At 48.5% G+C, this 11681-nt stretch carries 13 protein-coding genes; 1 reads left to right on the plus strand and 12 read right to left on the minus strand.

Features of this window, described 5'->3' with window-relative positions; genetic code table 11:
- Positions 1-102 precede the first annotated feature (102 nt).
- The 10 genes from DXC51_RS09670 to DXC51_RS09715 all read right to left on the minus strand — a co-directional run bounded on the left by DXC51_RS09670 (position 103) and on the right by DXC51_RS09715 (position 8504).
- Entirely contained in the window at positions 103-534 is a 432-nt protein-coding gene (locus tag DXC51_RS09670) for a chemotaxis protein CheW (RefSeq protein ID WP_025487748.1), read from the minus strand.
- A complete protein-coding gene (locus DXC51_RS09675) occupies positions 485-2659 on the minus strand; it encodes a chemotaxis protein CheA (RefSeq protein WP_117544386.1) in 2175 nt (724 codons plus the stop codon). Before DXC51_RS09675 ends, DXC51_RS09670 begins: the two co-directional genes overlap by 50 nt.
- 15 nt (positions 2660-2674) lie before the next feature.
- Complete coding sequence (locus tag DXC51_RS09680; RefSeq protein WP_021634171.1) at positions 2675-3613, minus strand: GGDEF domain-containing response regulator; 939 nt, start codon at positions 3611-3613, stop codon at positions 2675-2677.
- Positions 3614-3634: 21 nt separating this feature from the next.
- Positions 3635-4111 (minus strand): chemotaxis protein CheD, encoded by a 477-nt coding sequence (locus tag DXC51_RS09685; protein WP_117544387.1) that lies wholly within the window; start codon positions 4109-4111, stop codon positions 3635-3637.
- Positions 4112-4115: 4 nt separating this feature from the next.
- Positions 4116-4727, minus strand: coding sequence for a chemotaxis protein CheC (locus tag DXC51_RS09690; RefSeq protein WP_021634169.1), 612 nt, complete (start codon positions 4725-4727; stop codon positions 4116-4118).
- 36 nt (positions 4728-4763) lie between these two features.
- Complete coding sequence (locus tag DXC51_RS09695) at positions 4764-6440, minus strand: methyl-accepting chemotaxis protein (RefSeq protein ID WP_117544388.1); 1677 nt, start codon at positions 6438-6440, stop codon at positions 4764-4766.
- Between the two features lie 73 nt (positions 6441-6513).
- Entirely contained in the window at positions 6514-6879 is a 366-nt protein-coding gene (locus DXC51_RS09700) for a response regulator (RefSeq protein ID WP_117544389.1), read from the minus strand.
- A 10-nt stretch (positions 6880-6889) separates the two neighbouring features.
- A complete protein-coding gene (locus tag DXC51_RS09705) occupies positions 6890-7714 on the minus strand; it encodes a CheR family methyltransferase (protein ID WP_021634166.1) in 825 nt (274 codons plus the stop codon).
- Positions 7707-8036, minus strand: a complete 330-nt coding sequence (locus tag DXC51_RS09710) for a CheW domain-containing protein (protein WP_117544390.1) — start codon at positions 8034-8036, stop codon at positions 7707-7709. The genes DXC51_RS09705 and DXC51_RS09710 overlap by 8 nt, the downstream gene beginning before the upstream one ends.
- Before the next feature lie 69 nt (positions 8037-8105).
- The gene (locus DXC51_RS09715) at positions 8106-8504 is read right to left on the minus strand and encodes a hypothetical protein (protein ID WP_117544391.1); all 399 of its coding nucleotides are present in this window, start codon (positions 8502-8504) and stop codon (positions 8106-8108) included.
- Between the two features lie 255 nt (positions 8505-8759).
- Here DXC51_RS09715 and DXC51_RS09720 point away from each other — a divergent pair, with 255 nt between their 5' ends.
- Positions 8760-9170 carry a DUF5684 domain-containing protein gene (locus DXC51_RS09720; protein ID WP_021634163.1) on the plus strand — a complete coding sequence of 137 codons (411 nt, stop codon included), beginning with the start codon at positions 8760-8762 and terminating at the stop codon, positions 9168-9170.
- Between the two features lie 96 nt (positions 9171-9266).
- On the opposite strand, the gene DXC51_RS29490 is transcribed toward DXC51_RS09720, so the two are convergent.
- Together DXC51_RS29490 and DXC51_RS09725 are read right to left on the minus strand one after the other, a co-directional pair.
- The gene (locus DXC51_RS29490; RefSeq protein WP_181970073.1) at positions 9267-9410 is read right to left on the minus strand and encodes a hypothetical protein; all 144 of its coding nucleotides are present in this window, start codon (positions 9408-9410) and stop codon (positions 9267-9269) included.
- Positions 9407-11668: a helix-turn-helix domain-containing protein gene (locus tag DXC51_RS09725; RefSeq protein ID WP_117544437.1), complete on the minus strand. Its 2262-nt coding sequence runs from the start codon at positions 11666-11668 to the stop codon at positions 9407-9409. The genes DXC51_RS29490 and DXC51_RS09725 overlap by 4 nt, the downstream gene beginning before the upstream one ends.
- Positions 11669-11681: the final 13 nt, after the last annotated feature.

Below are 11681 nucleotides of genomic sequence, written 5' to 3' on the forward strand. Positions count from 1 at the left end.
TCCTAACTTGTTTGTTTGCAGAAAGGACGTTTCCTGTCTGCCGCGCTCTTTTAATAGTATTACACATTATCTGGAAATATTTTCAAACTTTCCTGCTTTTCCTTACTGGCAGATTATCAGGCCCTCCACTGTTTTCTCCATATCTATTACAAAAAGGATTTCCTTTTCATGCCTGCAGATTTCCTTTCCCGCCCAGATACCTGAATCGCCCATATCCGCGGGGCTTTCCACCGTTTCAGCGGTTCCGGCAGGCAGGATATAAGGATCTCCCGTAAAAAGGATGCCCAGCTGGTATTTGCCGCAGGACACCGCCAGCAGCAGGCTGTCTTCCCCGGGATCCTCCTCACTGTGCAGCTTTATCACCGGAATAATATTCCCCTTGTAGCTGCATACGCCGGCGTAATACTCCGGCATACAGGGGATGCGGGACAGCTGTATCTGACAGCACAGTTCGGTGACATACGCCGTCTCAATCGCATAGCTTTTATTTTTCCCCGGAATGCAGAGCAGTTCTCTGCTGCTGTAAGCTTCCATATGCATCCTCCTTTTCATACAGGCCTATCAGGATCTCTGTATCAATCGCCGCACAGACCGAGCCGTTTCCCATGATGCTGCAGCCGCTGATTCCCGTCCGTTTGCGGAAGCCCAGACCAAACAGAGGCGGCAGCTGTTTCACCACGATCCGTTTCTGCTCATACATATAGTCTACCATGATACAGCCTTCCTTTTCATTCCCTTTAACGTAGACAACAATGGGATGCTCCGGCTCCTCCGCCTGCAGATGGTAAAAGCGGTTCAAATTGATGAGCGGCACCATCCTGTCCTCATACAGAATATAATCTTTCCCATTAATATTCTCCACGTTGTCCCTGTTTTTCTCCAGATCCAGGAAACGGTATACGTGCCTGGCCGGAACGGAAAATCGGCAGTCCCCCACCCTGAAGCGGATGCATTCCATAGTGGCCAGGGACAGAGGCACCACAATGGTAAAGGTGGTGCCTTTCCCCTTCTCACTGTGGATATACAGGTTGCCTCCCACATCCTCCAGCACATTTTTGACCACGTCCAGACCCACGCCTCTTCCGGAATATTCCGTCACCTGCTCATTGGTGGTAAATCCGGGACTTAAAATCAGTTCCTGGATTTCCTGCAGATCATATTCCTCCTCCGGCCTGGTAAAAAGCCCTCTTTCCCTGGCTCTCTCCCTTATTTTCACTTCATCAAGGCCAGTCCCGTCATCGCTCAGCGACAGCCGCAGCTCTCCTGCCGTGCTTTCTGCGGAAAAAATAATTTTCCCTTTTCTGCTCTTTCCTGCGGCCTCTCTTTCCTCCGGCGTCTCAATCCCATGATCCACCGCGTTCCTGATAATGTGCAATAAAGCCTCGGATACATATTCCACCACGCTTTTATCCGCTTCCAGATCCCCGCATTCCAGAATGAGATCCGCTTCCTTGTTCTGATCCCTGCAGATATCCCGCAATATACGGCGCAGCTTTGGCACTATCTTGTTGATGGAAACCAGACGCATTTCCATCACGTTCCGTTCCATTTCACTGATCAGCCGGCTGATCTGGTGGGCGCTGCCTTCCTTGATTTCCTCCAGCCCCAGGCTCTCCAGCTCATTTTCCAGCATGAGCATATGAAGCATCAGCTCCCCGGAAATAGACTGCAGCCTGTCCAGCCTGTCAGAACGCACATTGAAAAATTCGGTCTCCCTGCCTTCCGCCTGTCCGTTTTTCCCATTCAGCCCGTTCTTTGTGAGTTTTCCGTTTTCCCCTAAAGGAGCACTTTCTTTCCCGGAGCCGTCCATACCCCCAGCGGCTTCGTTTGCCGCAGGCTTCGGCCCTTCTTCTGCAAGAATCATGCAGTCCGCCACAAAAAGTCCCCTTCTCAGGCTTTCCAGCACTTCCGCCTTGCGCTCTGTTTCAAAACGGATAAAAACACCGTTTTCACTGATATAGCCACAGCTTTCCCCGGATTTTTCCAGTTCGCCGGGCCATGTCTCCACCACAGAGCACATGCCGCTTATCTGGCGCACCAGCATAAAGGCTCTGATATTTTCCATCCGGCAGCCGTTTTCAAACAGAATACGCACAATGGTGCCGCCTTTTCCGGCCATAGTATCCGGTATTACGGGAATTTCCTTTCTGATATCCCCTGCGGCCTCCTGCGCTTTGCCTGCCTGCGGATTCTCTTCCGGGTTCTCTTCCTGATTCCCGCCAGCAGCGGCCGCCTCCCCTTCCGGATTGTTTATTTTTCTCAGATACGCCTCTGTCCGTTCCTCTATCACAGCCGTACTGCGGGGCCTGTAGTCTTCATTTTCCATGTCCCCCAGCTCAGTTTCTATATAATCGGAGGCTGCAAACAGCAGGTCAAAAAGCTCCGGCTCCGGTTTTTCAATTTTGCCGAAATTTTCCCTGTAATATGCAAAAAGATCCTCCAGCTTATGGGCCATGGAGGATAATTCCTGCAGACCCATCATAGCGGAAGAGCTTTTAATTGTATGCATAATCCGGAAAATACTGTGAATATCCTCCCCGGAAAATGCATTCTTTTTTTCCGTATCTAATAAAACCGCACTTAACTGCCCGGTCAGCTGCCTGGTTTCAAGCAGGTACACCTCCAGCATATCCTCGGCATCCGCATCAAAATATCCCATACCATTTCCCGCCTATTATTCCTTTTCATACCAAATGCTGCAGTTCTTGCCGGAACGCTTGCCCCGGTAAAGCGCCTTATCCGCACAGTTTATGCTTTCTTCTATTCCTTCCGACTCCTGGTATATATGCATCCCTAAAGTAAGAGTGCAGCTGAATTCCACATTTTCATGGAAAATGGGAAACATCTCAACCTCAGTGCGGATTTTCTCACTGATTTGGAAAGCTTCCTCCTCCGTTACGTCAAACAGAATGATCAGGAATTCTTCCCCGCCCCAGCGGACCACCTTATGCTGGCGGCAGTTTCCCTCCAGAATGTTCGCAATACATACCAGAGCCAGATCCCCGGCATCATGGCCATAGGTATCGTTTATTTTCTTGAAATCATCTATATCGGCAAGGATCAGGACATTCTTTTTCTCCTGCTTTTCATGTCCGCGGATATCGTCCGCCAGGTCTCCCACCACGTAACGGCGGTTATACAGCCCGGTAAGGCCGTCACGGAATGCCATATAGTTCAGTTTTTCCATATTGGTGCGCAGCTCCTGGTTCTGGCGGTTCAGCTCATCCTTCTGATATTTAATCATCAGGTGGGCATTTACCCTGGACTGCAGCTCCCCTCTTACAAACGGCTTCTTAATATAATCACAGGCTCCCATGGAAAAGCCCTTCACCACATCCTCATCCTTATCCTTGGAGGTAAGGAATATAATAACCGCGTCATTTTTATCCGCCTTCTTCAGCTTGTCAAACAGACTGTAGCCATCCGCATCCGGCAGCACTACATCTAGCAATATCAAATCCGGCTGGTAATTTTCCACCATATCAACCGCTTCCTGCCCATTATGGGCTTCGCAGATAAAAATGGGCGTATCCTTCAATGCCGCCTTGATTTGTTCACAGATAAGAAGACTGTCGTCCACAATCAGCACTATCTGTTTCTTTTGAGTTTCCATCACTCATCCTCCATATGTCATTTACAATACTACCGTCTCGTGTCTTACCGTCCGTACTTCCAGTCTGCCGTCCCCGGCATAAAAGCTTACCGTCCTGCCGTAATTCTTTCCGGTATCCTCTGCAATCAGCCTGATACCCTCTTCAGCCAGCGTCTTTTTCACTGATGCCACATTCTGCGCCCCGATTTCCCATTCCGGCCTTCCTGTCTCAAACATTTTGGCCCCGCCGGCAATTTTCGCAGTTAACCGCTTTTTCTCCGCGCCCAGCCGCTCCATTTCCTGAATCAGCCTCCGCACTCCTTCGTCCCCGAATTTATACGGGTTTTCCCTGTTTACGGCTACCGCCTTTTCCGGCAGAATAACATGGACCATGCCCGCAATTTTCCGGCTTTTATCATACAGGCACACGCCCACGCAGGAACCCAGGGCATAGGATATCAGGACCTGCTGCTCTACAGCAGTCTTGCCTTCCGCAATTCCCACGACAATTTTTTCCATGGCATCACTCCCTGAGACTGCGGAGCATCATATCCAGGGAATCAGGCTCCGGAATAAACAGAATCCGTCCCAGAAAAGATTCGCCGCCTAAATGAAACAGATTATCTATCATCAGTATATCGTCACTTACCCTGAGGAACCGGGACAGGGGAACACTTAAAATGGCCCCGCCCATATCAATGCACACATCCGGCACGGATACTTCCAGCTTCAAATCCATAACCGACGCAAGCGCATTGATATAGGAGCCGCACATAATATTTCCCAGCTCACAGATTAGCGAACGTTCCATTTCTCCGGGATTGAGGAACTCACGCTCCTCTTCTCCCAATATTTTGTTAAGGACCATCATGGTAAAGGTTTCACTGAGAAGGAAGAGGAACATGCCTTCCATTTCCCCGCCCACTCCTACCATTATTCCTGTCTGCAGCTCATCGGCGCTGTCCAGCAGAGAGCAGACTTCCTGATACTTTAAAATTTTCAGATCAGGCACGGCGATATCCACCGGGTGCATCAGCATCTGCGAAAGAGCAGTAACTGCATTCCCTGTCCCGATATTCCCTATCTCCTTCAATATATCCCTGGATATCTCATCCAGATCCGCAAACTGACGCATGCCCCTACCTTCCTTTTCTCCGGTTATTCACTGTATCTACAGCTCAAACTGCTCCACCATCTCCTTCAAAACCAGCGCCTGTGCGGAAAGCTCTTCACTTGCCGCAGCGCTTTCCTCCGACGTGGCTGAATTTCCCTGGACAATCTCGGAAATCAGCTCAATGCTCTTGCGTACCTGGGCAATTGCATCAGCCTGCTGTACACAGACCCCTGAAATCTTATCCACCATACTGTTAACCTGCCGTGCGCCATCCACGGATTCCTTCATCGTTTCAGCTGTTGAAGCTGCCGCGGTCATCCCTGTGTCCACCGCCTTCGCATTCTTCTCTATCAGCTCCGCCGTCAGCTTGGAGGCCGCCGTCGTCTGGGATGCCAGCCTGCGGATTTCACCCGCCACCACGGAAAATCCTTTTCCCGCCTCTCCTGCCCTGGCCGCCTCTACGGATGCATTCAGCGCCAGAATATTGGTCTGGAAAGCGATATCCTCTATTTCCTTTACGATTTTGTTGATCTCTCTGGAATTCTTCTTCACATGCTCAACGGCCTCCATCAGGCCCTGCATCTGCTCATCACTCTCCGTCAGGCTCTTCCCCACGTTATCGGCCAGCCGGCTGGACTGCACCGCATTATCCGCATTATCCCTGACGCTGTCCGCGATTTCATTGATGCTTACCGCCAGCTCCTCCACCGAGCTGGCCTGTTCGGCCGCTCCCCGGGCCAGCGCCTGCGCTCCGTTGGATACCTGCTCCGCTCCGCCGGATACAAGCTCGGCACTGCTCCCAATCTGCTGCAGGGAGTCCCGCAGAAGCCCGGTTATCTTCTCCATCGCATTCCCCAGCGCGATAAAATCTCCTTTAAAAACCACTTCCGGTTTGTAATTGAGCTTTCCCTCACCCAGGGCCGTCAGCCCTTTTTCCACCTCGGATACATACTGGTTCAAGGCCTCTGCCGTACTTCTGATATCATCAGCCAGCTGTCCCAGCTCATTTTCCGACGTATATGTAAGCTCCGTTTTCAACTGCCCGTTTGCGATCGCGTTGGCGGCCCGTTTTACCTCATCCACAGGATGGACAATGCTTCTGGTAATTGCAACACACAAAACAATGGTAAAAAGGATAATAACCACTGCCAGGGAAATAATCAGCACCACCACTTTAAAATTCATGCTCTGCCCCTCGGCCAGCTGTTCTGCCGCATCCGCGACGCAAAGATCCACAACCTGTTCCAGCAGGGTCTTTACCTTATTAAACTGTACCGAATACTGATTCACATAAATGTCCAAAGCCTGATCTTTCAGTCCCGCCTTCAGCTTTTCCAGCATGTTCGTTCTGACGGCAGTCAGGGCGGCATATTCACGGCTCAGTTCCGCAACCTTATCCTCATCGCTTACATAACCGGTAGAAAGCTGATCCAGCTCCTGGCTCGATTGTGCAATTCCCGTCTCAATATTTTTCAGATACTCCTGCTCATCTACCACGCCATCCGTTGTGAGCACCAGTGTAATATTCTTTCCCACAGACTGCAGGCCGGCAATCATGGCAAGGGAACTCTGTACATTTGCAAACGACTCATTGTACATCTGCTTTGTTCTTTTTGACATGCTTTCTATATTGCCGATGGAAATAATCACAGTAATAATATACAGGAATATAATAATCGCAAATGCATAAATCAGCTTGCGGCCTATTTTCATATTTTCAAAGCGTCTCTTCATTATAGCCTTCCTCTTACCGCGGCTTTACCGGCCGCTGTGCCTTCCGTCAGTTTTTTCCCTTATCATGCCGTAATCAGGACGATAATGTATATTCCACCACTTTCATAAATTCATCCGCTTTAAAGGGCTTTACAATAAAATCCGATGCACCGAGCATCAGTGCATTTGTGATCATCTGCTCCTGCCCCATCGCAGAGCACATTATTACCTTAGCCGCCGGATCCTTCTTTCGGATTTCCTCCAGCACCTCCAGCCCGGACATCCCCGGCATGGTAATATCCAGGAGCACAAGATCAGGCTTTTCACGGCTGAACAGCTCCAGAGCTTTCTCACCGCTGCAGGCTTCTTCAATATCCTGGTATCCGCTTCCCTCCAGGTTCTTCCTGATTACCCTTCTCATAAAAAGAGCGTCATCCACTACCAAAATTTTTTTCCCCATATAAACTCCTTTATTTATCCGCCGGCTGTTCCTTCCTGTATACTGCAGGATAAACGGATTCCAGCACCGTTTCCCCCGCAGTAAGCAGCTCGGCATGTCCTATCATGAGATAGCCTCCGGGATTCAGCGCATCCTCCAGCATCCTGACCAGCCGCATTCTTGCATCCCTGTCAAAATATATCATCACATTCCGGCAGAGAATCAAATCAAACCTCTCTGTTGACGGGCGCGGTTCCAGCAGATTCCTTTTTTCAAAGCGTATTCTGTATCTCAGTTCTTCGTTTACCTGAAAGGTTCTGTCATCAACCTGCGCACAGTATTTTTTCTGCCATTCCAGTGGAAGCTTTTCCAGTTCCTTGGCCGGATATTGGCCCTTCTGCGCTTTATCCAGGGCATCCCCTGAAATATCCGTCGCCAGAAGCCGTATATTTCCCATGTATTTATTTGGCCGGCGGCATTCCTCCAGCACCATGGCCAGGGTATAGCATTCTTCTCCGGTGGAGCAGCCAGCGCTCCAGATATCCAGTCCGCCATACTGCCTGCGTTCCATAAGCTTCGGCAGGATCCGTTCCTGCAGCAGCCTGAAATGATCCGGCTCCCTATAAAAATAAGTATAATTTGTCGTCAGGCAGTTGACCATTTCCGCGGCCATATCTCCTGTCCTGTCCTGATGGAGCATATCCAGGTATTTCCCAAAGGAATTTAGTCCCCTTTTTTCCAAAAGCTTTGTCATACGGCATTCTATCAGAACCTTCTTTTTATCCAGGTTGATACCGTATGCCTCACGCATGTAATTCACAATATCAGAGAATTCCTCTTCCCTCAGCCTAATCACTCTTCTTCTCCCATACCCCGTTTACGGTTCCCGCCATTACGGGCTCCAGCTCCTCCCGGGAAAGACCTTCTTCCCCAACCGCCGCCGCGGCAATTCCATAGACCCCTCCGCCGTCGTCCCTGACAAGAATACCGCAGAGCGCCTCCTGTTTACAGTCAAAGCGATAATAGACCACCAGTTTTCCGTTATATACCGCAATTCCCAGAATTTCCTCCGAAGCATCCGGGACACGCCATATTTCCGGCTTCATCAGGATAGCTTCGACCCGCTCCTTCTCTATACAGAGCATCTTTTTACCGGCCTGTGCCGTTATGTATTCCATAGTTCCCCCGCCGTTCCTTTATTCATTCCTATTGGCTTATATATGTTTAGTTCCTTTTCACCGATTCTTCTATTCTTCTCCTGACAGGCAGGCCGGATCCAGGACGTATGCGGGAATCCTTCTTCCCCCTTGCGTTTCGGTTACTGCAACGGCAATTAAATACCGGTTCCTCTCATTCAGAACCGGTTCCGTTAATTCTAAAATCTGTTCATCATTGATTTCCCTGAGATCTATTATGTCATCAGCCGGCAGCAACAGCTTCTCTTCCGACGCTTCCTTATGCAGCAGGATGCGGTACCTGCGCTTGCCGTTTCCGCCCAAAGCCCCTGCCAGTATGTTACATTCCGCCGCCTCCGCCTCCTCTTCCGGCTTTTCTGCATCCATCACCCGGTCCAGACAGCAGACCGGCAGCAAAAAAAAGAGACCATCCGAAACGAATAAAAGATAACTGTTATCCACATCGTCCATTTTATTTCCTTTCCGCCTTGGACTGTCAAAGCCGTCTGCAAACCGGACTGCGGAGAATCCAAAATTTCCGTCAGCCGTTCCTGTTTTTTTGATACTATTCTAATAATACTTTATCGGAGTTAAAAACTCAAGCACTGCATGGAATTAAGTGTGAAATTATATGAACAAATTGTATTACAAATCCAATAGATACGTGATAGAATATACTATAAAAAAGGACGGTATCCATGCCGTCCGGAACAGGGGGTTTTATCCATGCAATTTCAGTATTTATATGAAACAACAGGCCTTACCGGCGTGGTTCTGTCCGTGGTATGGTACATTCTCATCCTCGCCGCAGGCTGGAAAATGTACGAAAAGGCAAACGAGCCGGGCTGGAAGTCAATCATTCCCATCTATAATACTTATACCTGTTATAAGTTCACCTGGGATACGAAAATCTTCTGGATTTACATCCTCTGCACCGCTCTTGGCGAGGTTCTGCCCTCCCTGCTGGGTTCTCTCGTTTCCCTGGCGGCCACGGTGCTGATGATTGTCCAGCTGTACAAGCTTTCAAAAGCCTTCGGCCACGGCGTGGGCTTCACCGTCGGGCTTTTCTTCCTCAGGCCTATTTTCCTTCTGATACTTGGGTTTGGGGGATCGGTTTATCTGGGAAAGCAGGATTGATGGCTGAGCCGTTGTAATGATTGACGTTGAGAAAGGGAAAGGACGGCCGCGGGATGCGGGAGGTCTTTCCCTTTTGTGTTGTTACTATGTAACCATTCAGCAGGTCAGCGCATTTACCGCACTGACCGAAAGAAAGTAATTCAGGATTTGTCTGGTTTTTTCATATCCGGGATGGGGCTTTATTTCGATACCGGAGAAACTTCTGTATATCATCATCACAGCCGATACCAAACCAGTCATTTCACCTCATCATCACCCTGTTCTTTTTCAAACTGGGAGGGGGTTACCCCCACATACATCTTAAATGTACGCCGGAATGTCACATCATTGGTAAACCCGCATTTCAAAGCAATTTCCTGCACGTTCATATTTTTCTGCCGCAGATAGCGGATTGCACATTCTATCCGTTTGGTAGCCACATATTTCTGGAAGGTACATCCGAACTGCTCTTTAAAATACTTTCCAAAATAGGTGGAAGTATAATGCATAACCCGTGCGGTTTCATTCAAAGAAAGATTGGCATCCGTCAGATGTTCTTCCACATATTGGCGGATCATCTGATTTCTGGCATAATATACCGGATTTTCCTTGGCCACACACTGTTCCATCAGACGGAAGGTTTTCAATCGGAAGGTCTGCAGGTAGCTTTCCAGGCTTGCAAAGCTTTCCGGTTCCAGCAGTTCTATCTGTTCAATAAGATTGCCCTGCTTTTTCTCTCCGAACAGTCCAAGAATCATGTCATTCAGCTTATGAATTCCCGCAAAATAAGCCTCCTTATGAAGAAACCGTGTCTCAAAATTATATAGAAGTATCCCCTGGTATGCATCAAACAGCTGCTGCGCATGCAAAGTCTCTACAGCTTCTGATATCTTTTCCTGCTGCAGGGCAGGTACTTCAAAGGCCGCGCAGTTCTGATCACGCTCTTCAATCCGATCCTCTTCCAAACGTATCACTTTTTTATCGGGATAAAAGAAATGATATTCTAAAGCCCTCACCGCCTGATTAAAGGCAGATAAAATATGAAGAATGTTCTCATGTACCCGGCTCACGCCCAGAGCCGCATCCTTATAGCCGGAATCCTCAAAGGTCTGGGCAAGGAATTCCGTAATTTCCTCCATCAGACTTTCTTCAGCGTAGCTCAGAACCCAGATATGATAATTTCCCTCTTCAACAAATGCGGCATGAATCTGGGGATAAATTGCCAGACATGTATCAATTTCTTTAATATATTGTCCGGATTCCGGACTTCGCTTGAGCGCCAGACAGCGATAGAGCGAATATTGCCGCATGGTATTCACATACTTTACTTCATTGGCCTGTGGTTTATTGGAGCAAAGCAATGTATGGAGAATATACTGCTCAATCAGAGGGTTCTGTTCGAATACCGTTACTTCCAGTCGCTTTTTCTGGGAGTCCAGCTCCTCCAGCGCTTTTTCAATGATTTGATACTCATTGATGCTGCTGCCCTCATGATCCTCCTCCACCAGCATATTCATTATGTGTTCCAGCGGCTGATAGCTGTACTTGGTCATTCTTGAGGACACGAGAAAAATCAGTATAAGCAGAACCAGATATCCCATAATCAGCCATTCTGCAAAAAGTGAAAAGTCTCTCTCCAGAAAGCCGTTGTCAAGAATCTGCACAATACCGATATCCATACCATATTTTGTATATTCTGCCGTATAAGCGCTCAGTTCTCCGCAGTACCGATATTCTTTCCCGCCGTATTTTAAGCCTTCTACGGAATCGCCGATCCGGAAATGGCTGTTCTCCTTATCCTTTGCATAAACTACCCGGCTTCCGTCCGTCAGATAAAAGCTCTCCGTTCCGTCATCCATGAAATTTTCAATATATGCACATATTTTTTCATAGGGAACGAAGAACAGGATATTCACCTCCCCGGAATAGGAATTTTCCAGGGGAATGGTCTGAAGCATGAAAAAACCAGACACTCGTTTCCCGTTTTTCATCAGGCTGGCATTGTGACTGATTGTTTTCTGATTATTCTGCGCCAGCCTGGAACCCGACAGCAGCGCCGTATCCCTGCATTCGATCTGGTAAATATTTACGTATTCCTTCCAGCCCACCCTGCCGATGCTGCTGATTCCGAAGCCGCCCAGGCTGTAATAAATATAAATGGACTCCACCATGCTGTCGTTAATTTCCGTCAGGGAAAGATTGCTCGCATAGTCGGAAATATCCGAGGCCGTGATATTGCGTTCCATCAGCCACGGTGTTTTCTGCATATATTTCAGCCTGGTCACCCAGGGCGTCATGGAATACTGCGCCGATGATCTAAGCAGGTTATCCATAATATTTTTCAGTTCGCTGTCCACATTTTCGGCAATCGCATTTTCAAAGGCCAGCACCCGTTCCCTTGAAATCCGATAATAAACAAAGGAAAACAGGCAGGATATAACCGTAAGAATAACAATCGGTATGCAAATATAAGAAACAAACATTTTATGCTTTGCCTGATATTTTCTGCCTCTTATCATATTTACTCCCATT

The sequence above is a fragment of the Eisenbergiella massiliensis genome, from assembly GCF_003435485.1.